21 protein-coding genes are annotated in these 22,190 nt (G+C 49.3%); 15 read left to right on the forward strand and 6 right to left on the reverse strand.

Features of this window, described 5'->3' with window-relative positions:
- The first annotated feature begins 6 nt into the window (after positions 1-6).
- The 8 genes from B5F54_RS06210 to xerD all read left to right on the forward strand — a co-directional run bounded on the left by B5F54_RS06210 (position 7) and on the right by xerD (position 7,538).
- Positions 7-1,479 carry a glutamate synthase subunit beta gene (locus B5F54_RS06210; protein ID WP_087232016.1) on the forward strand — a complete coding sequence of 491 codons (1,473 nt, stop codon included), beginning with the start codon at positions 7-9 and terminating at the stop codon, positions 1,477-1,479.
- 354 nt (positions 1,480-1,833) lie between these two features.
- The gene (tgt, locus tag B5F54_RS06215) at positions 1,834-2,964 is read left to right on the forward strand and encodes a tRNA guanosine(34) transglycosylase Tgt (RefSeq protein WP_087232020.1); all 1,131 of its coding nucleotides are present in this window, start codon (positions 1,834-1,836) and stop codon (positions 2,962-2,964) included.
- A gap of 151 nt (positions 2,965-3,115) precedes the next feature.
- A complete protein-coding gene (gene yajC / locus B5F54_RS06220; protein ID WP_087232023.1) occupies positions 3,116-3,496 on the forward strand; it encodes a preprotein translocase subunit YajC in 381 nt (126 codons plus the stop codon).
- A 68-nt stretch (positions 3,497-3,564) separates the two neighbouring features.
- Complete coding sequence (locus B5F54_RS06225) at positions 3,565-3,975, forward strand: TIGR04086 family membrane protein (protein WP_087232026.1); 411 nt, start codon at positions 3,565-3,567, stop codon at positions 3,973-3,975.
- A gap of 72 nt (positions 3,976-4,047) precedes the next feature.
- A complete protein-coding gene (gene scfA, locus B5F54_RS06230; protein ID WP_087232029.1) occupies positions 4,048-4,194 on the forward strand; it encodes a six-cysteine ranthipeptide SCIFF in 147 nt (48 codons plus the stop codon).
- A 115-nt stretch (positions 4,195-4,309) separates the two neighbouring features.
- Positions 4,310-5,677: a thioether cross-link-forming SCIFF peptide maturase gene (gene scfB / locus B5F54_RS06235; protein WP_087232032.1), complete on the forward strand. Its 1,368-nt coding sequence runs from the start codon at positions 4,310-4,312 to the stop codon at positions 5,675-5,677.
- Positions 5,678-5,993: 316 nt separating this feature from the next.
- Entirely contained in the window at positions 5,994-6,632 is a 639-nt protein-coding gene (locus tag B5F54_RS06240; RefSeq protein WP_242969649.1) for a stage II sporulation protein M, read from the forward strand.
- Positions 6,633-6,644: 12 nt separating this feature from the next.
- A complete protein-coding gene (gene xerD / locus B5F54_RS06245) occupies positions 6,645-7,538 on the forward strand; it encodes a site-specific tyrosine recombinase XerD (RefSeq protein WP_087232034.1) in 894 nt (297 codons plus the stop codon).
- 39 nt (positions 7,539-7,577) lie between these two features.
- On the opposite strand, the gene B5F54_RS18250 is transcribed toward xerD, so the two are convergent.
- The 4 genes from B5F54_RS18250 to B5F54_RS06265 form a co-directional block, all read right to left on the reverse strand.
- The gene (locus B5F54_RS18250) at positions 7,578-8,726 is read right to left on the reverse strand and encodes a glycosyltransferase family 4 protein (protein WP_087232037.1); all 1,149 of its coding nucleotides are present in this window, start codon (positions 8,724-8,726) and stop codon (positions 7,578-7,580) included.
- Between the two features lie 47 nt (positions 8,727-8,773).
- A complete protein-coding gene (locus B5F54_RS06255; RefSeq protein ID WP_087232040.1) occupies positions 8,774-9,805 on the reverse strand; it encodes a tyrosine recombinase XerC in 1,032 nt (343 codons plus the stop codon).
- A gap of 717 nt (positions 9,806-10,522) precedes the next feature.
- Positions 10,523-11,707 carry an ABC transporter permease gene (locus tag B5F54_RS06260; RefSeq protein WP_087232042.1) on the reverse strand — a complete coding sequence of 395 codons (1,185 nt, stop codon included), beginning with the start codon at positions 11,705-11,707 and terminating at the stop codon, positions 10,523-10,525.
- Positions 11,700-12,698, reverse strand: coding sequence for an efflux RND transporter periplasmic adaptor subunit (locus tag B5F54_RS06265; protein WP_087232045.1), 999 nt, complete (start codon positions 12,696-12,698; stop codon positions 11,700-11,702). The genes B5F54_RS06260 and B5F54_RS06265 overlap by 8 nt, the downstream gene beginning before the upstream one ends.
- A 207-nt stretch (positions 12,699-12,905) precedes the next feature.
- Here B5F54_RS06265 and B5F54_RS17565 point away from each other — a divergent pair, with 207 nt between their 5' ends.
- On the forward strand, positions 12,906-13,079 hold the full coding sequence (locus B5F54_RS17565) for a hypothetical protein (RefSeq protein WP_172749604.1): 174 nt from the start codon (positions 12,906-12,908) through the stop codon (positions 13,077-13,079).
- Here B5F54_RS17565 and radA read toward each other — a convergent pair.
- Positions 13,076-14,455 (reverse strand): DNA repair protein RadA, encoded by a 1,380-nt coding sequence (gene radA / locus B5F54_RS06270; protein WP_087232048.1) that lies wholly within the window; start codon positions 14,453-14,455, stop codon positions 13,076-13,078. The two genes, B5F54_RS17565 and radA, sit on opposite strands and share 4 nt — an antisense overlap.
- 120 nt (positions 14,456-14,575) lie before the next feature.
- Complete coding sequence (locus B5F54_RS06275; protein ID WP_242969650.1) at positions 14,576-15,274, reverse strand: N-acetylmuramoyl-L-alanine amidase; 699 nt, start codon at positions 15,272-15,274, stop codon at positions 14,576-14,578.
- Between the two features lie 298 nt (positions 15,275-15,572).
- On the opposite strand from B5F54_RS06275, the gene B5F54_RS06280 reads away from it, so the two are divergent.
- The 6 genes from B5F54_RS06280 to B5F54_RS06305 all read left to right on the forward strand — a co-directional run bounded on the left by B5F54_RS06280 (position 15,573) and on the right by B5F54_RS06305 (position 22,072).
- Positions 15,573-16,139 (forward strand): RNA polymerase sigma factor, encoded by a 567-nt coding sequence (locus B5F54_RS06280; RefSeq protein ID WP_087232054.1) that lies wholly within the window; start codon positions 15,573-15,575, stop codon positions 16,137-16,139.
- A 55-nt stretch (positions 16,140-16,194) separates the two neighbouring features.
- Positions 16,195-17,511 (forward strand): anti-sigma-I factor RsgI family protein, encoded by a 1,317-nt coding sequence (locus B5F54_RS06285; protein WP_087232057.1) that lies wholly within the window; start codon positions 16,195-16,197, stop codon positions 17,509-17,511.
- 312 nt (positions 17,512-17,823) lie between these two features.
- Positions 17,824-18,708: a methylenetetrahydrofolate reductase [NAD(P)H] gene (metF, locus tag B5F54_RS06290; protein ID WP_087232060.1), complete on the forward strand. Its 885-nt coding sequence runs from the start codon at positions 17,824-17,826 to the stop codon at positions 18,706-18,708.
- Positions 18,705-19,349, forward strand: coding sequence for a vitamin B12 dependent-methionine synthase activation domain-containing protein (locus B5F54_RS06295; protein ID WP_087232063.1), 645 nt, complete (start codon positions 18,705-18,707; stop codon positions 19,347-19,349). Before metF ends, B5F54_RS06295 begins: the two co-directional genes overlap by 4 nt.
- A gap of 4 nt (positions 19,350-19,353) precedes the next feature.
- On the forward strand, positions 19,354-21,756 hold the full coding sequence (locus tag B5F54_RS06300; RefSeq protein WP_087232066.1) for a homocysteine S-methyltransferase family protein: 2,403 nt from the start codon (positions 19,354-19,356) through the stop codon (positions 21,754-21,756).
- A 76-nt stretch (positions 21,757-21,832) separates the two neighbouring features.
- On the forward strand, positions 21,833-22,072 hold the full coding sequence (locus B5F54_RS06305; RefSeq protein WP_242969651.1) for a hypothetical protein: 240 nt from the start codon (positions 21,833-21,835) through the stop codon (positions 22,070-22,072).
- Positions 22,073-22,190 lie beyond the last annotated feature (118 nt).

Here is a 22,190-nt window from a genome sequence, read left to right on the forward strand (position 1 = left end):
AGCGATATGGGGAAAGCAACAGGTTTTTTAGAGTATCAAAGAGATGAAACACCGGAGAGAAGTCCCCTGGAACGCATCCGCGATTTTGATGAGTTTCACGGCGCCCTCTCCGAGGAAGAGCGCAGAAAGCAGGGGGCGCGCTGCATGAATTGCGGCGTCCCATTCTGCCAATCCGGTATGATGCTGCACGGCATGGCGACCGGATGCCCGCTGCACAATCTGATCCCAGAATGGAACGATGAGGTTTACCACGGCAATACCTGGCATGCGCTGTCCCGTCTGTTAAAGACCAACAATTTCCCGGAATTTACGGGCCGGGTATGCCCGGCGCTCTGCGAGGTGGCGTGTCTGTGCGGCGTAAACGACCGGCCGGTGACCATCAAAGAGAACGAACGCTCCATCATTGAAAAGGGATTTACGGACGGCTATATGCAGCCCTGTATCCCGGAGATCCGCACGGATAAACAGGTGGCGATTGTTGGCTCGGGGCCCTCCGGTTTGGCCTGTGCCGACATGCTCAATAAGCGGGGCCACCATGTGACGGTATATGAGAAGAACGACCGGATCGGCGGGCTTCTGATGTATGGGATTCCCAATATGAAGCTGGATAAAACGGTCATCGACCGCCGTGTGGAGCTGATGAAAGAAGAGGGCGTGCGGTTTATCACCCACACAAACGTGGGCGTCGACCTCCTTCCAAAGGCCCTTTTGGAGCAGTACGATGCGGTTGTGCTCTGCTGCGGCGCGGAGCAACCCCGCGACATCCAAGCGTTGGGAAGGGAAGAGGCGAAGGGTGTTTACTTTGCCGTCGATTTTCTGACACGGAACACCAAGAGCCTTCTCGATTCCCACTTTGCAGATGGGCAGTATGTGAACGCCAAGGACAAACATGTGGTCGTTGTCGGCGGCGGCGATACGGGCAACGACTGCGTTGGCACCGTTCTGCGCCATGGCTGCAAGTCGGTGGTGCAGCTGGAGATGATGCCCAAAGCCCCGGACGAGCGCAGTGCCGACAACCCATGGCCCGAGTATCCTAAAACTTGCAAGACCGATTACGGCCAGCAGGAGGCGATCGCTGTATTTGGAAAGGACCCCCGGCGGTACTGTACCACGGTCAACCGTGTGATCACCAACGAAGAGGGAAATGTGACGGCCATCGAAATCGTCCGCCTGGCCTTTGATGAAAACCGCAAATACAGCCCAGTCCCTGGCAGTGAAGAGGTCATCGACTGCGACTTGCTCATCATCGCCGCAGGGTTTACCGGATGCAAGACATATATCGCCGACGCTTTCCAATTGGAGCTTTCTCCCCGGAATACGGTCAAGACGGAGGCGGGGAAATATGCGTCCAATGTCCCCGGCGTGTTTGCTGCCGGAGACATGCACCGTGGGCAATCCCTGGTTGTCTGGGCCATTGCAGAGGGCAGGGAATGTGCCAAAGAGGTAGACGCTTATTTGGAAGGATACTCCAATATGTAAGAGACTCATCGCAAAGGTTACACACATGGCGCCGTCCAAGGAATGAAGAGAGATTCTATTGGATGGACCAGTAAACATAAAAATAGATGCGCTGCATCTGGAAAGCGAAGTGGTTCTGGAATTTTCCATTGCCACTTCGCTTCTGCGTTTCTGTGCCAATTGACTAATGGGACTGGAACGGGAACGGTACGATACGAAACGGAACAAAAATGGCTCTTTTTCTGAATCGATTCCTATGTTATAATAATAGCCTTACAACACAAATGGAAATTTCTGATTTTCCCACAACTATCCTCAGAAACTATGTTGGGGCTTTTTGTAGGAATGTGATCGTTTGAAAGGAAAAAGAAATCTATGTACCGATTAATCAAACAGGTGGGCAAAGCCCGCCGCGGGGAATTTGTTACACCGCATGGGATCATCCAAATGCCTGCCTTTATGAATGTGGCGACCGCCGGTGCGATCAAAGGGGCGGTGTCCGCACTCGATTTAAAAGAGTTGAAATGCCAGGTACAGCTTTGCAATACCTATCATTTGCATCTGCGCCCTGGCGATGAGACGGTGAAAAAGCTCGGCGGCCTGCACACATTTACCCGCTGGCAGGGGCCAATTTTGACGGACAGCGGCGGTTTCCAGGTGTTTTCATTGGCAAAGCTGCGCAATATTAAGGAAGAGGGCGTAACCTTTGCCTCCCACATCGACGGGCACCGGATCTTCATGGGGCCGGAGGAAAGCATGCGGATTCAATCCAACCTGGGTTCTACCATCGCCATGGCCTTTGACGAGTGCATGGAAAACCCGGCGGAATACAACTATGCCCGCGCTTCCTGTCAACGGACCGTTCGTTGGCTATACCGCTGCAAGGAAGAACACGACCGGCTCAATGCCCTGCCAGATACGGTCAACCCCAAGCAGATGCTCTGGGGGATCAACCAGGGCAGCACATACGAAGACCTGCGCATAGAAAACATGCGCGAGATCCGGAAGCTGGACCTGGACGGATATGCCATCGGCGGATTGGCGGTGGGAGAACCGGCGGAGGAGATGTACCGTATCATAGAGGCTGTCGAACCGGAGATGCCAGCGGATAAGCCCCGCTACTTGATGGGTGTGGGGACGCCGGTCAACATTCTGGAGGCGGTCAAGCGCGGTGTGGATATCTTTGACTGCGTGATGCCAAGCCGCAACGCACGCCACGGCCATGCCTTTACTTGGGAGGGATGCCGCAACCTGATGAACGCCAAATACGAGCTGGACACGCTTCCGCTGGACCCGACGTGCGACTGCCCGGCCTGCCGCAACTTCTCCCGTGCTTATATCCATCACCTCTTTAAGAGCGGGGAAATGTTGGCGATGCGCCTTTGTGTGATGCACAATATTTATTTTTACAACACGCTCTTAGAGCGTATCCGTGCAGCGCTCGACAACGATCAATTTGATGCGTTTTACGAGGAAAACGTTGCAAAGCTCGGAAAACGGATTTAAAACGGAAATTCCTTTGGGAAAGCGATTAAAACGCTTGCATGCCTTCCCATTTATTGCTATAATGAGTAGCACGAGTGCCCGCCAAAACCGTTCGAATGCACGATGGTTGTGAGTGGATGGGCTTATCATTATGGAGGTGCAGTATCGTATAATGGAAAACTTTATGGTTCTAGCAAACACCACAGAGGCAAGTTCTGGCGGCAGCATGTGGACAATCCTGATCTTCTATGCAGTCATCATTGTGGGCTTTTATCTGCTGCTGATCCGCCCTTCTTCCAAGAAGAAAAAGAAGGAAGAAGCCATGCGCAAAAACGCGCAGATCGGCGATGAAATTACGACCATCGGTGGAATTGTGGGACGCATCATCAGCATTAAGGAAGACACGGATACCGTTATCATCGAGACGGGCACGGACCGTGCAAAGCTGCGTGTGAAGCGTTGGGCGATCGGCAGCGTGGATACGGAGCATGAAGAGCCCGCAGAGAAGGAAGAAAAGAAAGAAAAAACTGGAAAGTTCAAGTTTAAGAAATAAGCACGGTGGACGAATACCGAACGCGTCCCCCGCATATCTATCAAGCAGATAGTGGAGGAGGGCGTGTGATGAAAATGACCAGATCCAATAAAAACAGCACCGTATTGGGAGCGGTACGCGCGGTCGTGATCGGGGCGGTATGTGGAGCGGTTTTATGTGCGGGACTTTTGGCTCTCTTTGCTTTTGGCTTTGTAAAGGCAAGCTATATCCCGCAATTTGCGATCAACCCCATCATTATTGCGGTTTCCGCTTTCAGCGCTTTTGCAGCGGGATTCTTTGCGGCGAAGGTTTCCAAAAAGAACGGCCTGCTGTTTGGGGCAATCTCTGGGCTTTTATTATTTGTCCTGTTTTTGCTTGCGGGTGTGATCGTCTTTCATGGGGCACCCGTGCTGACGACCCTCACGCGCTTAGCGGTGATGGTTTTAGCGGGTGCGATTGGCGGGTTGCTTTCTGTGAGTAAAAAGAGCAAAATAAAATAGCCCTTTTCTTATCGAGTAGATTGTGCTATAATGAACAAAGAATATTCAAGACTTAGAAATGGGGGTTTTATCATGGAGCAGATCAAAACGTTGAATAAGGCCAATCTGAAGGAAAGCGCTGTGAAAGGCGGCTGCGGCGAATGCCAGGCGTCCTGCCAGTCCGCATGCAAGACTTCCTGCACGGTTGCCAACCAGAAGTGCGAAAACGCCAATCGCTAAGGTTTCATATTGCGAAGGGCACGTTTTTTGTAGCGGGTCCGGCTCGCACATAGACCAAGAGACCAAAGGGACAGGAAACCTGTCCCTTAAATTTTGTGCAAATGGGGAAAAGTACATGATACATAAATATCGTTTGAACGGCTACCGCATTGTGATGGACACGAACAGCGGCGCTGTACATCTCTTTGAAGAAGCACCTTTTTTGATGTTGGACTACCTGGAAAAGGAAGATTGTGTCCCGGAATTGCCGCCGCAGGATATGATGGAGGCGCTCCGCGGGCAGTTCGATGAAGAAACCCTCACCCAGGCTTATGCCGAATTGCGGGAATTGTATACTTCAGGCCAGCTCTTCTCAGCGGACGAGTACGAAAAGTTTGCCACAATGATGACGAATGCTCCCATCAAATCCATGTGCCTGAACATTGCGCACGATTGTAATCTGCGCTGCGAATATTGCTTTGCAGCAAAGGGGGACTTTGGCCGCGGCAGAATGTTGATGCCTCTGGAAGTTGCGAAAAAAGCTATCGACTTTTTGATTGAAAAGTCCGGGCCGCGCCACAATCTGGAAGTGGATTTCTTCGGCGGAGAACCGTTGATGAACTTTGACGTGGTGAAAGAAACAGTTGCCTATGCGCGTAGCATTGAGAAGGCGCACAACAAAAATTTCCGCTTTACAATCACCACCAACGGCCTTTTGCTGACGGACGATAAGATCGACTTTATCAACCGTGAGATGTCGAATGTGGTCCTTTCCATCGACGGGCGGAAAGAGGTCAACGACCGCCTGCGTGTACGTACAAACGGAAGCGGCAGCTATGACACCATTGTGCCGCGCTTCCAGAAGTTGGTGGCTACCCGCGGGAAGGACAAGGATTACTATGCACGTGGCACCTTTACGAAGTATAATTTGGACTTTACCGAGGACGTCCTGCATTTGGTGGATCTCGGCTTTGACCAGGTTTCCGTGGAGCCCGTGGTATCCGACCCAAAACTCAGTTATTCCATCCAGGAGGAAGACCTTCCCCGTGTGTTTGAGGAATATGAGCGACTGGCAAACACCATCATTGCCAGAAAGAAAGAGGGGAGAGGGTTTAACTTCTTCCACTTTATGCTCGACTTAAACCAGGGCCCCTGCGCAATCAAACGGCTTCGCGGGTGTAGCTGCGGCAATGAGTATGTTGCTGTGACGCCGGAAGGGGATATCTTCCCATGCCATCAGTTTGTCGGTGAGGATGAATGGAAGATGGGCAATGTGCTGGATGGCAGCTACGACATGGAACGGAAAAACATGTTTGCGCTTGCCAATGTGTATAGCAAGGAGCAGTGCAAGAATTGCTGGGCGAAGTTCTATTGCAGCGGCGGATGCAACGCCAATAACTGGCAATACGAGGGCGATATCCACAAGCCCCATTCGATCGCCTGTGCGTTAGAGCAAAAGCGTCTGGAATGTGCTGTAATGATTCAAGCGGCCCTGGCAGAATAAGGCCCAATAAGAGGTGTTTTATACACGCGGATGCGGAATATACACCCGCGTGTATTTTTATGCACTTTTAATTTACATAACGTTGTTTACATAATCTTAAATTGGTTTACATAATTGATATCTGCATAGAGTAACAATTCTGCATGAAAATGCAAGAAATATTCTTTGGGATATTGCACTACATTTTGAAATGTATTATAGTATATACTAGATAAATTGATAAGAGCGAGATGTTTTTCAGAAGCAGGGCTGAAAAATCATATTTGTCCCCAGCCGCGCATACCTTTAAAGTGAGCAACCTTTGGGGAGGCGGTACATGATGCATATAAAAGGGACAAACGTTTTTCAGCTCGATCGATGGAAGGGGCGTCTAATTGATAAGGCCAGCCTGATCGAAGCGGTGCGGTCAAACTTGGCGACAGTTTTGTTGGCCCTGTGCTTTTTGGTCGGGATGGTATCGGGAGCATTGATCACGCGGAATGTAGACGTTTCCATACTGGATAAGGTGGATTTTCTATTCTACAGCAATTTCCAGGAGAGGGCTTCACAGCCGGTTTTTTCTGTGTTCTCTGCATCTTTTGCATCTTCGTTCTTGTTTGTGTTGGCATGTTTTCTTTGCGGCCTTTCGCTGTGGGGGGTGTTTGCCGTTCCAGCGATTCTGTTCTTTCGGGGGCTTGGTCTGGGCCTAACTTCCGGATATCTCTATGCCACACATGGTTTTCACGGGGTGATTTTTCACTTCCTCGTCATCCTTCCCGGCGCGTTTGTATGTTGCCTAGCTTTATTGCTGGCAGGAAGGGAAAGTATGCGGTTCTCCCGCCGTATTACAGGGACCGCCGGTTCTGGGATGAAATTGTATTGTCTCCGCTATGGCGCTGTTTTGGCGATGTGTTTTTTGGCGGCGCTTCTCGACTTGCTGACGACGGTCTGCTTTGCGGGGCTTTTTTCGTTTTAAGGGGTAAAGAACATGAAGGACTTTTGTTTGGATTTCAGCGACTATTTGGTGAATCAAAAAAACGTCTCAGACAATACGCTGGACTCCTATCTTCGCGATGTGGAGCATTTTCTGGCGTATTTATCGCAACAAGGATTGGATGACCCTGCCTCTGTTGATGAAGCCCAAATGGAACGGTATGTTCAAAATTTGATGAGTTTGAAAAAATCCAATGCGACTATTACACGGAACGTCGCTTCCATCCGGTGTTTCTATTATTTTCTCATGCAGAGCGGTTTTGCAGAAAGCAACCCCGCGCGGAATATCAAATTGGAAAAGGCGCCTAAGAAGCTGCCGCAGATTCTCAGCGGGGAAGAAATTGACTTGCTCCTCAGCCAGCCTGATCCCACGGAACCAAAAGGGTGCCGCGATAAGGCGATGCTGGAGCTTCTATACGCTACCGGGATACGTTCTTCAGAGCTGGTGGCTCTTGACGTCAACGACATCAATCTGCGAACGGGAATGCTGTGCTGCCGAAATGGCAAATCAGAGCGGATGATTCCTGTATATGCCACCGCGGTAGCGGCCATTTCGGATTACATCCTCCGGGTACGCAATCTCATTGTTTCCCAGGATGGCGGACAAGCCCTATTTACCAATTTGAACGGAAAGCGTTTGACCCGGCAGGGGTTCTGGAAGATCGTGAAAGGATATGCGGAACAAGCGGGGATCACAAAGGAAATTACCCCGCACACCCTTCGCCATTCCTTCGCCCTTCATCTATTGGAAAATGGGGCCGATTTAAAGGACATCCAGGCTATGTTGGGACATGCGGATATTTCTTCTACGCAGGTTTATGTGCACCTATTGAACGACCATTTTAAAGAGGTGTATAATCAATGCCATCCTCGTGCAAAGCTGGGATAACGCAAAAGAAAAAATAGCAGCTAGTTTAAAAACTAGCTGCTATTTTTTCTTTGTCCGGCCAATCACATCCGTATAAATCTTGATGTTATCCGGCAGTACACGATCCAACCGGTATCGTTGGATGTGCAGCAAGGCGTTGTGCCGGTAAGAATCCAATTGGTCGCGCAATTGATATACCGCTTCGAGTTGCTGCTCAAGAGCCTCCTGATCTCCACTGGGAAATAAAAACCCGGTCTTGCCAGGAAGAACCAACTCCCGATGCCCTTTAATGTCGCTGGCAACCACCGGAAGGCCGCAGGCCATGGACTCCATCACATTAAACGGCAGCCCCTCAATCCGGCTGGATGTTGCGGACACATCGCACAGGGGATAAAGTTCTCCCATCCGGTCAACGTACCCCAAAAACTGAACTTGCGTCTCCATATGCAACAATTTGGCAAGTTCTTTGCACTCCTCCTCAAGAGCTCCTGTTCCAGCCAGGAGCAGCTTCATCTTCGGATGCCGCTTGGAAACGGAAGCAAACGCTCGTAGCAAAAGCGCTTGATTTTTACGGGGAGAAAACTCCGCCGCATAGACAAAGAGAACGTCTGTATCTGTATATCCCGCTTTCTTACGTGCCGCTTTACGCGCTTCCTCTGAAAGGGGATGGTATCTTTTCAGATCCAGGCCCATCCCGTCGGTGAAGCAGAGCTGCCCTTTATAGAGATGATGCTGCCGCGCAATCTCCAGATCTTCATGATTCATAACAAGGGTTACATCTGTAATCCGCGCACAGAGTTTTTCCGGCAGGAGATAGCGCCATTTTTTCCATCCTTCTTTTTCAGAAAAGAGATACCCGTGGGACGTGCAAAAAACAAGCGGCCTCTGCCGGGCTGGAATTGTTAGAATCGCTGCTCGTATCACCGCGCTGGCCAAGGTTGTGTGTGTACTAACAACATCAAAGGAATGCTCTTTGAAAAGTTTCCTTGCTTTCCAGATTGCCTGCAAATTCCGAGGGCTTGTCAAATTTTTTTCAAAAGGCAGCGTGATCACAAAATCCGCAAAGGGAATTTCCTGACTGCTACTTGCAACGACCCAGACTTCGTACCCAAGGGAACGAAACGCTTGGAGATAGGGAAGATGGAAGTGCAAAATATGTCCCAAGGTAGATGCACAAAACAAAATTTTGGGCTTTCGATTCAATGCCATATAAGACCTCTTACTATTTATTTTATTATGATTTTATCGTTAAGATTCTATTCATTGGAGTGATCTTTCCTTTGGGAATCCTCCTTCAGATTCGTGACGGCACTCCGAGGTTTTATGTGGGCCAGTGGATTCGCATTTGCCGCTTGTTCCATCTGCTGGTCGGATAGATGCGTATAGATTTCTGTCGTTCCCAAATTTTCGTGGCCCAAAATATCTTTTAAGACGCGAATATCCACATGGCCATGCTGATACATCAAAGTAGCCGCAGTGTGTCGCAATTTATGAACGGAATACCCTGGACCACCTAAATCAATTTGTGCAAGATATTTCTTGACGAGGTATTGAACCGTTTTCGGGCTGATTCTTTTACGCTGTGCGCTGATAAATAGCGCCTTTTTATCAATCAGTCCATCGTGCGGACGAACCGCCAAATATCGGCGGATTGCATCTTGGCAAGCCTCATTCAAATATACAATTCGTTCCTTATTTCCTTTCCCCAGCACTCGCATCGTGTTGGAGCTTTGCCGCACATCACTCAAATTGAGGGCTACCAATTCGGAAAGACGTAATCCACAATTTAAGAACAGAACAAGAATACAGTAGTCGCGTTCCTTGTTTTTTCCATCCACTTTTGTCAATAGATCGATACTTTGTTCGAACGTTAGGTATTTGGGAAGCGATGAACGCAATTTTGGCGTTTCCAATTCCAAGACAGGATTGACGTCTAATTGGTTGGTTTTATTGGTCAAATATTTAAAAAAAGTACGAAGGCTTGAAACTTTGCGGGATCGGGTAGCTGGTTTATTGTTTCGAACATTTGTTAGATAATTCATGTATTCAAAAACCTGCGTCAAAGTAATGGTACGTATCAGGTCAATATCCACATCGGATATAGAGATTTCTTCAAATGGCGTATCATCTTTAACTAAGTTTCTGGATAGCTTAATGTACCGAAAAAACGTACGCAAATCTAAATAATATTCTTCCACTGTTTTTTCGGATTTTCCTTTGATCGTACCTAGGTAGCCTAAAAATTCACGGATAATTTGTGGAGCTTCTGCTAATAATTCTGGTTTCATGTTATCATCTCTAAAAAAGTTTGGATTTATTTTGATTAAAATATCGTTTGTTGACTTGAATATATTATAACATAAAAACTGAATGTCGTCCGAAAATCTCTGGTTAAAAATGATCCTAAGCTTTCCGTTTTACAAAACCTGATTTTAACATTTCTCCCTCCCTAAATTATACAAAATATTTATTTTGTCTAATTGCCTAACCTTCAAAAAATAGGGGCCCTTCGGGGCTCCTTCTCTTCTGTTGTGTTCCCGGCGCTCTCGCGCAAGGTATTGCCGGCAATTTACGCTGCACAGACAAAAAAGGGTTTTGCCCAATCGGCGTTGGCCATCCTCCTTTCCGTAGGAATCGCAGCGCCTGGTTTAAGGGTAGCAGTAAATACAGTGTAACACAAGAGGATGCTACCAAACAGTGGCTTACCTTTCCTTGGCTTCCATAAAGTCAGCCCTCATAAAATCCCCCTACGCTTGAAGTGACCCCAAAAAGGCGGCCGGTATTTTTACGCCCTCGGTGTTCTACCGCCAGGCCTTCTTCAAGATAGATTCGTTCCCAGCGGTTAATTATACCCTTGTCATTGATTTCAGACCCACTCGCATTGTTTCTACAAATGAAGCACCTCACTTGTTTTCAGTATAGCATACTGTCTACAAATGAGGTGCGGTTCAGCTTGCTGGGAGATTTTATTTTATATTTTATATTGTTAGCATTACAATCTTGATTCATTCCATTCGCAGGGCATCTACCGGGCGAAGTTTCGACGCCTTGTAAGCAGGATAAACTCCGAATGTTGTACCCGTGCATAAGGAAAAGAACACAGCCAAAAGAAGGACATCCCACCGGATTCCCAGGGACATTCCAATGATTGAAGCACCCGCAAAAGAAACCAAATAGCCGGCTACAATTCCGATCGCGCAACCAATAACGGAAATCAAGACAGCCTCGAACAAAAATTCCAGCATGATGTCTAATTGTCTGGCTCCGATCGCCTTTTTAATGCCAATTTCACGCGTGCGCTCGCTCACCGATACCAACATTACCGTCATAATGCTCAAGCTCGCTACCAACAGGGAAATCGCCCCCACAGCGGAAAGTACGAGCGTAACAATGTCTAAAATAGAAGTCAGGCCATCTTTTTGTTTGGCCAGATTGTTCGAAACAAAGGCATCTGATGTGCCATTATTCTGGTTTAAAATCGCGGTAATAGAATTTCCCGCACGATCTACGTTGCTATTAGAATCGATTTTCACAGCGATTTGATCGAAATTACTACGCCTCATGGAGGTTTGCATGGTCGTATATGGGATATAAACAAAGGTCGGGATATAGTTTCCCAACATATTTTGAAGAAGGCCACTCCCTGTCTTGATTATTCCTACGACTTCAAAGTCTTCCATCGCACCACCACATTGAATGGAGATATGTTTTCCAATGATATTACTCCTATGATAAGACTTCTGTGAAAAAGCCTCATCAACCAGGCATACATTGGCAGCGGTGCTGACTTCTTTGTTGCTGAACATCCTGCCGTAGAGAATTTGAATGGAAACAATTTGGTTGGCAGATGTGTCAATTCCCCAAAGCAGAGTGTTGGTCTCCTCATTCCTTACAGTGACAGACGTGCTTTGCATGAGGATCGGCGTCGCCTGTTCGACCTGATCACAATGCTTAACTAGGTTCAAGTCCTCTTCGTCCAAAGAGACGTTCGCTTCCGCATTGCAGGAAATTGTCAATCCTCCAAGGCCCAGGCTTTCCAATTCTGTGGTAAGGGCATTCGTACCGCATTGGCTGATATTGCCAATTAAAATTACGGATGCGACTCCTATGGCAATTCCTAAAATGGTGAGGACGGTTCTGCCCCGTTTTCTCCCTAAGCTTCGGTATGCAGAACGAATGAGATCAATCATGGGAATCACCTTCTGCCTCTTCCACCTGTGCAACTACATGTTCCCCATCTGAAATCGCATCTGGGTTCATGATGATTTGATCGCCTTCTTCAATTCCGGAGGTAACCCCAAATCCGTCTTCGAATTCTCCATCCGTTTCCACGGGGGTTTTCACCGCGCGCTGCCCTTTCAATTTTAGGACGTATTCCGAACCGTCTTCCTCCGCACGCACAGCTTCATATGGTGCAATCAGGACATTGTCATTTTGCGCCGTAATAATCTTTGCTTTGGCCGTATAGCCTGGCTTAATATCATTCCCCGGATTATCAACACTCACAACCACTTCAACAACGGTTTCCTGTCCTGTGGTAGACACCACTTGCTTTGCTTCGGAAGAAATGCTTTTTACGGTGCCTGTGTAGCAGGTATGAAACCCTACCCCGGTAATTTCTGCCGGTTGCCCCACCTGAATATCCGAAATCTGCGATTCGTTGACGGACAGACGCACCTGGAGCCCCTCGTCGCTGGCGATGGTAATCGCAGGTTTACCAAATTCCAAAGTCCCTTGGTTGGTTATAGAAACAGCAGTCACTTCGCCGCTGATTGGAGCGGTCAATTGCTGTGCATCTTCCTCTTGTCCTACGGAAGAAAAATCAGAAAGAGGAATGTCCGTTTGCGTATATTCGCTCAACAGAGCTGCGTATGTTTCCTGGAGAATTTCCGTTTCTGAGGCTGAAGCAGTAACCAGGATATCCATGAGGGGATCTCCAGCCTCAACATGATCCCCGATCTCCACATAAACTTTCTGAACAGCAGCAGGAGCAGGGGGATAGACGCTTCGAACCGACACACGTTCGACCTTTCCGCTGCAAGTGACAGAACTTTCTACCGTCAAGCTGTTTACCTTTACAACTGTCGCCTGTGTAGTTCTGCTCTTCATCACGCTTCCAGCCACTAAAATAGCTGCAATCAACATTACTGTAAAGGTAATAAGCTGTACATATTTTTTCATTGCCACTCCCCCATTCCCCTCTATTTTGTGAGAGAACTAAAGAAATATACTCGTATTTCTAAGAGCTCTTTGACAGAAAAAACACGTTTCAATCCACCTTCTAATATGGATTGAAACGTGTAAAGAAAGTTGTGCATATTTTTAGCGGCAAAAGCCCAAAATATCCATGCAAGTTCATGATTCCTGTGTGAAAAGAGGTGAGTGGGAATGAGCATCATTCAGTGTGACGAGGATTGCATCTATCAGCGTGACGGGTATTGCAGCTTGGAAATGCCATCTGCCATCACAAATTACACTGGGGACGGTTGTGTTCATTGCATTAAAGTGACACCGCGGGTCCGGCCAGAGACACCAGTCAACGACGTGCAGCCGCGCGTTTAAACCGATGGCATGGTCAATGCTTCAAAAGCTTCCCGGACGTTTTTAACACCGATCAATTGGATATCCTCCTGTTTCGAGCGTATTTGTTTCAAGTTGGAATACGGCAGGACACAAAGACGGAAGCCAAGGCGTTTGGCCTCACTGATGCGGGCTTCGATGCGGGAAACGGAGCGAAGTTCTCCGGCAAGGCCCACTTCCCCAACGACCATGGCGTCGTCGCGAATCGGACAATCCTTCAGGCTGGATACCAGCGCCATCGCGACCGCCAGATCTGCCGCTGGCTCATCCAAACGTAGCCCGCCTACCACATTAATATAGGCGTCTAAATTTGAGAAGTAATAACCGGCGCGCTTTTCCAACACGGCCAACAACAAGGACATGCGATTGTAGTCAAAGCCGGTCGACATCCTGCGAGGGTTTCCAAAATTTGAAGTCGAGGCTAACCCTTGGATCTCGGCCAAGATAGGACGCGAACCCTCAATGATGCAAGTGACACAAGTTCCGGAGACATTGATCGGGCGGCCTGCCAGCATCGCCAAAGAGGGATTGTCCACTTGATGCAGCCCGTGCTCCCCCATATCAAATACGCCAATCTCGTTGGTGGAGCCATAGCGGTTTTTCACAGCACGCAGGATGCGGTAGGTCATCTGCCGGTCCCCTTCAAAATAGAGGACCGCATCCACAATGTGTTCCAGGACCTTGGGCCCCGCAATCGCTCCATCTTTGTTGACGTGCCCCACCAGAAGGATGGGAATTTCCAGCGCTTTTGCCGCCCGCATCAGGGCATTCGTGCACTCACGCACCTGTGTGACGCTTCCCGGAGAGGAATTTAGATCGGTAAAGTTCATGGTTTGTATGGAATCGATCATCACCAGATCCGGCTGGTCGCTGCGTATCTGTTCCACAACGTTCTGGACATCGGTTTCGGTCAGAATATAAAGGTTTTCACTGTTGACCCCCAGGCGTGCAGCACGCAGCTTGATCTGCCGGCTGGATTCCTCGCCGGATACATAAAGTATGCGCAAGGTCTGGCCCAAAAACTCGCAGATTTGAAGGAGGATGGTCGATTTGCCGATCCCCGGTTCTCCGCTGATCAAAATCAGCGAGCCTTTGACAATTCCCCCGCCGAGCACACGGTCCAATTCGGTCAAGCCGGTATGGTAACGTGCTTCCTCTTCTGTGCTGATTTCGTCGATCCGCACCGGACGATGTAAGCTGGGTCTTGCGGCAGAAAAACTCCCTTTGACCGGAGCAGTCTCCTTCACTTCTTCGTTCATCGTGTTCCACTGTCCGCAGCCAGGGCATTTCCCGTACCATTTTGCGGACTCAAATCCACATTCCGAACAAACATAAACACTCTTCATTTTCTGTGCCATTTTCGAGCACCTCATTACCGGTTCATTTTTTAAAGGTTGTTTCCATTATACGGAAAGAGTGTAGGAAAAACAAGTTGTCGTTTGATTCTAGTTATATTTCACAAGTTAGTTATAGGAGTTTCAGCGGGAAGATTGATAGTAGTCTAAAAATCCGCTGTAGATTGCAAAGGCCATCTGCTCTTGATACTGTGGATCGTTGAGCTTTTGCGCCTCGCTTTCATTAGAAAGAAAGCCGCATTCCACCAACACAGCGGGTACCTCTGCATGCCATAAGAGATAAATTGAGCTTGTAGCCGGCTTGCATTCGCGCGTATTGTCCGGCTGTAAAAGAGAAACCACCCTCCCTCGGACAGCTTCTGCCAGCTCTTCGCTGGATGGATCATTTGTGGAATAAAATACCTGTGTACCATAATATCTGCTGCTGGTAAAATGGTTTTGGTGAATGCTCAAAAAAATACAATCGCCTTGTTCTTCAATGAGACCTAAACGATTATGAAGATCGGAAACTTTGCGCTCCTTTACGGTATCCAAAGCTGGATCCCCGATGGAAACATCTTCCTCCCGCGTCATAATCACATGGAACCCGGAGAGTGTCAACATCTTTTCCAGCTTTTTGGCAATAGCCAGATTGATATCCTTTTCCAGCATCTTGGACACGCCCTGCGCACCGCCATCTTCCCCACCGTGCCCTGGGTCGATCACCACGGCCGGCTGCTCCCGTGCAGCGAGGTTGGAGGCCATTTCCCCCACTTTTTGATACGATAGATAGGATAAAAGCAAAAAGGCCAGGCAGCAAAGCACTAAAACCGCTACCGGCACAAAGTATCCTCTTTTGCGCCCAGAATTCAAGTCCATTCCCCCTTTTTCAGATATATATGTCTCCGTTTGAAGAGCTATGCGGCGTATGAACGGCATTCCAAAGCGAAAAAATAGAACCGATTTTACAAGAGGGCTTCCCAAAATGGAATTTTTCCGATATAATGATAAAGTATGTTTTTTAGTGCCGTTCGTCATAGCGGCAAAATCACCCCAATGGCAGTGAAAAAATTTTTTAAAAAATTTTTTATGGCTGCAATAAAAACGATGATTCGTTCATTATGTTGATAGAGGGATGAAAATGTTGGTTCCAGGAAACCGTGACGACGGGAAAAAGGAACAGTTGACGGATTCTCTGATGCGCGAGGTTGCGGACGGTGACAGGGCCGCTTTCGAACAACTGTACCGCATCACACAGAACTCTGTTTATTGTTATCTTTTGGCCATCGTCAAAAGCCACTCGACGGCGGAGGATCTGATGCAGGATACCTATCTTTCCGTCCGCAAGTCGATACAACATTATATTCCTCAGGGAAAGCCCCTGGCTTGGATTTTTACGATTGCTAGAAATCTGGCCTATATGGAGCTTCGCCGGGCCCAAAGGCAGGAGTCTTCCGATTTCTCTGAAGAAGAGAATCATGTCGGAGTAGATGTGATCTCCAATACCATCGACAATCTGGTATTGCAGAAGGCGCTAGAGATCCTGAACGAACAGGAACGGAATATCGTCCTCTTGCATGTAACCCAGGGGTTCAAGTTTAGAGAGATTTCCTCCCTGCTCGATATTCCAATTGGCACGGTTCTTTCCTGTTACAACAGGGCGATCAAAAAACTTTACAAAGCTGTAAATGAAGATCGCGCTGGCTGATTTTTTTGGGCTCTGGTCTAAGCACTTTCTACAAGGATAGGTGCGATATGAGACTATGACAAAAAAAGAAATGAAGCAATCCTTGAGAAATGCCGTTCTGACAGCGACTCCCGATGTACTGGGCGAAATCCTGGCGGTACAGAATGACTCGTCTGTTGTGGAGTTTAAAAAGGAGAGCAACCCAAAATCGCATATCATCTCCTTTAGAATGGCAAGTTGTGCGATTGCTGCGGCGTTGATGTTGTTTGTTGGAATTTTCTTTATGGTTCAACCTACAGTGGATTCCATTGTCAGCATTGACGTGAACCCGAGCATTGAGCTATCTGTGGATCCGCAGGATACGGTAGTGAGTTGCCGGGCATTAAACGAGGACGCCGTAAACGTTTTGGACGGTATGGACCTGAATCGGATGGATTTGGGGACAGCAACAAACCTGATTATTGAGGCGATGCTTCAAGAAGGGTATCTGTCCGCGGATAGTCCAGAAAACACCATCTTGATCTCTGTAGCCAATGATGACGCAGAAAAAGTGCAGCGCTTACAAAGCAAGGTGACCTCCAGCGTGGATGCCACCTTGAAGCAAAATCATACGAAAGCAACGATTTTGCAACAGAGCGATCCTGTTACCGATGATGTTAAATCCTTTGCAAAGGATAATAACATCTCGGTTGGGAAAGCGGACTTTGTAAAGAAGATTGCGGAAAAAGATCAAAATCTGAATTCCAGTGATCTAGTTGCGATGTCGATTAAGGAGCTTGCTTCCTTGGTTGATATCCATCAAATTGATCTCAGCGGCATTGTTACAACGGAAATCGATCCAGAAGTTCCAGAGGAACCTGATTTTGTTGATTCGGATGGCGACGACAACATAGTCAAGAGCCCAGGAAATGAGAGTTCGAAGCCGGAAAACAACCCGAGCAGCGTGCCGGAGCAAAAGCCGGTTCTGCCGGAGAGTGGTAATAGTGACGCGGTCAAGGACAGCGGTATCCCTCCTCAGACTTCTCCAGAAAGCAGCGAACCTGCCGAGGAAAAGCCATTGGAGAATAGCAGTTCGGCAGCAACCAGTGATCCAGCAGGTACGACCCCCATTGATGATCCGGATCAAAAGGTACTTATTGAGGAAGGCGAATCCAGCCCCTACTGTGAGTACTGTGGAAGCTTGCTTTCCGTCTGTGAAGGCAAATGTGACCAGTCCGAAGGAAAACAGTATTGTAAATATTGTGGTCAATTGCTTTCCGTGTGCAATGGAACCTGCCCTGGGGCGCAGACGTCCGAGCAGAGTGATCCCCCCGCGGAAACGGAGTTGGACGAAAATCTTGGTAGCATTGATGGTTTGATGATCACGCAGGGTAGCGTGATGCAAAAAGGGTAAGAATATACCTCCAATAAAGAAGAAGCCGTGGTAAGTTTCCACGGCTTCTTCTTTTTTCTCTAAATAGCTACAGTCACCATTCTCCCCTCTTCATCGTTTCGCCTCTCTATTCAAACAGAGCATATCGGAGACTTTCTCGGGAATTTGGAATAGGCCTGAAATAGAAAACCTTCGAAAAAATTTGAGAGGAAATTCAAAGTGATTGGGTGGATTTTATTTCATCTTTTCTCATTCTTATGTTATAATATATAGAAATGTCTCATCACGCGGCAGAGGGGCAGACTCCTGCCGGAACGGAAAGGATGAACCACGTTGAAAATAAAGGACTTATTACAAAACAAGAAAGTGACTTTTTCCTGCGAGATTTTTCCCCCTAAAGCGGGTGCGGATATGAGCAGGATGGATGAAATCATTCGGGATATTGCGGCATTACATCCCGATTTTATCAGTGTCACCTACGGCGCGGGCGGCAGCACCTCCAAACGAACGGTGGAAATTGCATCAAAAATCCAGGATACATACGGAATTCCCGCTATGGCGCACCTGACCTGTGTCTCCTCCACCAAAGAGGAGGTTGTAACCATGCTGGACCGTATCGAGGAAAACCATATTGAGAATATCCTTGCGCTGCGCGGCGACATCCCACAGGATATGGACTTCCCTTCCCCCCAGCATTACCGCTATGCCTGCGAGCTGATCCAAGACATCCGCAGCCAGAAGGGAGACCGCTTCTGCATCGGCGGCGCCTGCTATCCGGAGGGCCATGTGGAATGCGAGCACAAGGAAGACGACATCGACTATTTGAAACAGAAGGTGGAGAGCGGCTGCGATTTCCTTACCACCCAGATGTTTTTTGATAATAATGTGTTTTACAACTTTTTGTACCGCATCATGGCAAAGGGCATCCAGGTGCCGGTTGTCGCAGGCGTGATGCCGGTAACCAACAGCCGGCAGATCAAGCGCTCCTGCGAGCTTTCGGGGACAACGCTCCCGCCGCGCTTCAAGGCCATTGCCGATACATTTTCCGACAAGCCGCTGGCGATGAAACAGGCAGGGATTGCCTACGCGACGGAACAGATTATTGACTTGCTTTCCAACGGGGTTAACCATATCCACCTGTATACGATGAACAATCCGGAGATTGCCGCAAAGATTATGGACAACCTCTCCGGCATTCTGCGGGACGAAGAAGCATGAAAATAGACCAGCGGGAGGTCCTGCGTTACTTAGGGTATAAGGGCTCGGAACCGGATGCGGAAATTTTGCACACCATTGCGGACTGTACGCGGGAATTGGAAGAGGCCGCGACGCCGCATCACATTTTGCAGGCAGTAGAACTTTCCCGGCCAAATGCGGATACGCTGGAATTTGCCGGTATGGTGGTGCATAGTAGGGATCTGTTCCAACATCTTTCCGGCTGCGACGAAGCGGTTTTGTTTGCAGCCACTTTGGGTGCACCGGTCGATTTGCGGCTGGAGCGCTGCGCCAAAGTGTCGATGAGCCGCGCGGTGGTGATGCAAGCCTGTGCCGCCTCCCTGATTGAATCTTACTGCGACGAATGCCAAGAACCAATCGCACAGGAAGCGGCCAGCCGCGGCCTATATTTGCGCCCGCGCTATAGCCCCGGATACGGCGATTTCGACATCTCTTATCAAAGGGAATTTTTAACGGTCTTGGATTGCCCAAAGCGGATTGGGCTGACTATGACCGACAGCTTCATGTTGGCGCCGTCCAAATCCGTGACTGCGGTGATTGGTTTGACTGCGGAGGCGCAGAGCTGTCATATTGCGAAATGCATGACATGTAAAGCGAAATCTTGTCCATTCAGAAAGGATTGAAACTATGGGGGTTTTGGAGCTTCTCGGAAAGCGCATCGTCTTTTTTGACGGCGCTATGGGGACCATTTTACAGCAAAACGGCTTGGGGGCTGGGGAACTGCCCGAGCTTTGGAATCTGGAAAGGCCGGATCTGATCGAGCAGATTCATCGCGACTACCTCGCTGCCGGTGCAGATATTGTAAAGACCAACACGTTCGGGGGAAATGCGATCAAATTGCGCGGATGCGGCCACTCGGTTCAGGAGATCGTAGAAGCGGCGGTTTCCCATGCACGGCACGCGGTGGAATCCTGCGGCCGGGATGCATATGTTGCGATGGACATCGGTCCCACGGGAAAACTCCTGCGCCCATTGGGGGACCTTTCCTTTGAGGAAGCCTACGAAGCCTTTAAAGAGGCGGCACAATGCGGAGAGAAAGCCGGCGCTGACCTTATCTTAATTGAAACCATGAGCGATACGTATGAAGCAAAGGCGGCGCTGCTGGCGGCAAAAGAGAACACCTCCCTCCCCGTGTTTGTCACGATGATCTTTGATGAGAAAGGCAAGCTTCTCACCGGCGGCGACATTGCCGCAGCAGTCGCTCTTTTGGAAGGGCTGGGCGCTGACGCCATTGGCTTCAATTGCGGCCTCGGGCCTGAACAGATGCGCACTCTCTTCCCCCAACTTCTGGACTGCTGTTCCATCCCTATGATTGTAAACCCCAATGCGGGGCTCCCACGCAGTGTGGATGGGCGCACGGTATTTGACGTAGGTCCGGAAGAATTTGCCGCCGTGATGGAGGAACTAGTCCGCGAGGGCGCTTGGCTTGCGGGCGGCTGCTGTGGAACCACTCCGGCGCACATTGCGGCAATGATCCAGCGCTGCAAAACGATTTTCCCCGCCCCCCTGCAACCGAAAGAACGCACGGTGATCTCCTCCTATTCCAAGGCGGTCTGCTTTGGAAAGCGGCCGCTGTTGATCGGGGAGCGCATCAATCCGACTGGGAAATCACGTTTCAAGCAGGCCCTGCGCGAAAATGATATGGATTACATCCTCCGCGAGGGCATCGCTCAGCAACAGGCTGGCGCGCATATTCTCGACGTGAACGTTGGCCTGCCGGAGATCGACGAAACGGCGATGATGTGCCGTGCGGTCACAGAGCTGCAAAGCGTTGTTGACCTTCCCTTACAGATCGACACCTCCAATGCGGAGACCATGGAACAGGCCATGCGCCTTTACAACGGCAAGCCGCTGATCAATTCGGTCAACGGAAAGCAGGAGAGCATGTGTAGCATCTTCCCGCTGGTGAAAAAATACGGCGGCGTGGTGATCGCCCTGACGTTGGACGAGTCGGGGATTCCCGAAACCCCGGAGGGAAGGCTTGCTGTGGCAAAAAAGATCGTAGAGACAGCGGCCACATACGGGATTCCAAAGCGGGACATCGTTGTGGACGCGCTGGTTATGACCATCAGCGCCGGACAGGAAGCGGCAGCGGTGACGTTGGATGCGGTGCGGTTGATCGAAAATACTTTAGGCGTACACACTTCACTGGGAGTTTCCAACATTTCGTTTGGATTGCCGCAGCGCGAGAATATCAATGCTGCGTTCTTTACCATGGCGCTGCAAAGCGGCTTGAGCGCCGCAATTGTCAACCCAAATTCGGCTGCTATGCGCAAAGCCTATGATGCATACTGTGCCCTGAGCGGTGTTGACCAACAATGCATGGACTACATCGCCCGGTATTCCGAGCAGCCTTCGGAGGCTGCGCCAAAGGCTTCCAACGCAGCGATGAGCTTGGGACAGGCGATCATCAGCGGCTTGAAAGAGAGCGCACACGCCGCCGCAGAACAGGAATTGCTGACGAAAGAGCCGCTTGCGGTCATCAACGAATCGCTGATCCCCGCATTGGATCGCGTCGGCAAGGATTTTGAAACAGGGAAACTCTTCCTTCCGCAACTGTTGATGAGCGCGGATGCAGCTAAAGCCGCTTTCGAAGTAGTGCGGACAAAATTGGACAGTATGGAAACGTCCACAGCGAGTGTCAAAAAGGATAAGATTGTGCTGGCGACGGTCAAAGGCGATATCCACGACATCGGCAAAAACATTGTGAAGGTATTGCTGGAAAATTACAGCTACGATGTGATCGACCTTGGAAAGGACATACCGCCGGAGAAAGTCGTAGAGGCCGTGGTACAGAACGAGGTCAAGCTGGTAGGCTTGAGTGCCTTGATGACCACGACGGTGGTAAATATGGAGGAAACCATCCGGGAATTGCACAAGAATGCTCCCGACTGCAAAGTGATGGTTGGCGGCGCGGTCCTGACGCAGGAATATGCCGATATGATCCATGCGGATCACTATTCCAAAGACGCGATGGACTCGGTCCGGTACGCCCATGTGATCTTCGGCGACCCTTCGGGGGAGGAATAACATGGCTTCCAGTGAATCCTTTTTGCAGTTTATCTTGAGCTAGCTCGATGGTTTAGAGGGGATTTCCAGCCGGAAAATGATGGGCGAGTACCTTCTCTATGTCTATGGGAAGGGGATCGGCGGGATCTACGATGACCGCTTTCTGATAAAGCGGACGGTTCCCGGTGAAGCGCTTCTGTCCCAAGGATGCGAAGCCCTCCCCTACCCCGGCGCTAAACCGATGCTGTTGGTCGAGGAGGTTGACGACCGGGAATTCTTACAGCGCCTTGTCCTCTGCACGTACGAAGCGCTGCCAGAGGCGAAAAAGCGCCCATAATGAAGAATTTGTGCTGTCCGGCGGAAGGGTTAAAATTTTCGCTGGGCAGCGTTTTTTATGGTTATGGTTATAGTTGTGGTTGTGACCCTACTTTCCAGATTTTTCAGCCGGCAATCTT

It is taken from the genome of Anaeromassilibacillus sp. An250 (assembly GCF_002159845.1).
Classification (GTDB): Bacteria; Bacillota; Clostridia; order Oscillospirales; family Acutalibacteraceae; genus Anaeromassilibacillus; species Anaeromassilibacillus stercoravium.

Excerpts from the sequence above, each read along its gene's own strand:
- B5F54_RS06210 (WP_087232016.1), top strand. The coding sequence starts at position 7 with ATGGGGAAAGCAACAGGTTTTTTAGAGTATCAAAGAGATGAAACACCG.
- tgt (WP_087232020.1), top strand. The coding sequence starts at position 1,834 with ATGTACCGATTAATCAAACAGGTGGGCAAAGCCCGCCGCGGGGAATTT.
- yajC (WP_087232023.1), top strand. The coding sequence starts at position 3,116 with ATGGAAAACTTTATGGTTCTAGCAAACACCACAGAGGCAAGTTCTGGC.
- B5F54_RS06225 (WP_087232026.1), top strand. The coding sequence starts at position 3,565 with ATGAAAATGACCAGATCCAATAAAAACAGCACCGTATTGGGAGCGGTA.
- scfA (WP_087232029.1), top strand. The coding sequence starts at position 4,048 with ATGGAGCAGATCAAAACGTTGAATAAGGCCAATCTGAAGGAAAGCGCT.
- scfB (WP_087232032.1), top strand. The coding sequence starts at position 4,310 with ATGATACATAAATATCGTTTGAACGGCTACCGCATTGTGATGGACACG.
- B5F54_RS06240 (WP_242969649.1), top strand. The coding sequence starts at position 5,994 with ATGATGCATATAAAAGGGACAAACGTTTTTCAGCTCGATCGATGGAAG.
- xerD (WP_087232034.1), top strand. The coding sequence starts at position 6,645 with ATGAAGGACTTTTGTTTGGATTTCAGCGACTATTTGGTGAATCAAAAA.
- B5F54_RS18250 (WP_087232037.1), bottom strand. The coding sequence starts at position 8,726 with ATGGCATTGAATCGAAAGCCCAAAATTTTGTTTTGTGCATCTACCTTG.
- B5F54_RS06255 (WP_087232040.1), bottom strand. The coding sequence starts at position 9,805 with ATGAAACCAGAATTATTAGCAGAAGCTCCACAAATTATCCGTGAATTT.
- B5F54_RS06260 (WP_087232042.1), bottom strand. The coding sequence starts at position 11,707 with ATGATTGATCTCATTCGTTCTGCATACCGAAGCTTAGGGAGAAAACGG.
- B5F54_RS06265 (WP_087232045.1), bottom strand. The coding sequence starts at position 12,698 with ATGAAAAAATATGTACAGCTTATTACCTTTACAGTAATGTTGATTGCA.
- B5F54_RS17565 (WP_172749604.1), top strand. The coding sequence starts at position 12,906 with ATGAGCATCATTCAGTGTGACGAGGATTGCATCTATCAGCGTGACGGG.
- radA (WP_087232048.1), bottom strand. The coding sequence starts at position 14,455 with ATGGCACAGAAAATGAAGAGTGTTTATGTTTGTTCGGAATGTGGATTT.
- B5F54_RS06280 (WP_087232054.1), top strand. The coding sequence starts at position 15,573 with ATGTTGGTTCCAGGAAACCGTGACGACGGGAAAAAGGAACAGTTGACG.
- B5F54_RS06285 (WP_087232057.1), top strand. The coding sequence starts at position 16,195 with ATGACAAAAAAAGAAATGAAGCAATCCTTGAGAAATGCCGTTCTGACA.
- B5F54_RS06295 (WP_087232063.1), top strand. The coding sequence starts at position 18,705 with ATGAAAATAGACCAGCGGGAGGTCCTGCGTTACTTAGGGTATAAGGGC.
- B5F54_RS06300 (WP_087232066.1), top strand. The coding sequence starts at position 19,354 with ATGGGGGTTTTGGAGCTTCTCGGAAAGCGCATCGTCTTTTTTGACGGC.
- B5F54_RS06305 (WP_242969651.1), top strand. The coding sequence starts at position 21,833 with ATGATGGGCGAGTACCTTCTCTATGTCTATGGGAAGGGGATCGGCGGG.